The organism is Bacillus sp. LR--39 (assembly GCF_053613335.1).
Genome location: NZ_JBSIOT010001318.1, coordinates 1 through 573, shown reverse-complemented (window position 1 = coordinate 573; position 573 = coordinate 1). Strand labels below are relative to the sequence as shown.

The window sequence follows — 573 nt, the reverse complement described above, 5'->3', positions numbered from 1 at the left end:
CCACGAAATTCTTCCGGAAGAAAATTTTAAACAAGAAGGCGAATCTGATCAGGAATATATGAAGCGCCAACTGCAAATGATGAGAGATTCCCAGGAAAATGCGATGATCGCCGCTTATAAGCGGGCCGGAAAAGAAGTCAGCTACACGTTTAACGGCGTATATGCCATGTCGGTCGTCAGCGGCATGCCTGCAGAAGGGAAAATACAAGTCGGGGACAAAATTAAAAAAGCGGACGGAAAATCGTTCCGGTCAGCGGAGAGCTTCGTCCGCTACATCGAGTCAAAAAAAGCCGGGGACCGCGTGAAAATCGTAGTTGAACGGGATAAAGAAGAAAAAACATATGAGATGAAGCTGAAAACATTCAAAGAAGATCCAAAGAGAGCGGGGCTCGGCGTCTCCCTCATCACAGACCGCAATGTCAAGGTGAAGCCGGAGGTCGATATGGATATTGAAAACATCGGCGGCCCTTCGGCAGGGCTGATGATGTCAATGGAGATCTATAACCAGCTGACAAAAGAAGACGAGACGAAAGGACACCATATTGCTGGAACCGGAACGATCGACGACGAAGG

The 573-nt window shown here is 48.2% G+C and carries 1 protein-coding gene; it reads left to right on the top strand.

All coding sequences use genetic code 11. The features are described from left to right. A partial coding sequence (locus ACWHAR_RS30225) for a YlbL family protein (protein WP_452088823.1) occupies positions 1-573 on the top strand: 573 nt, incomplete at both ends.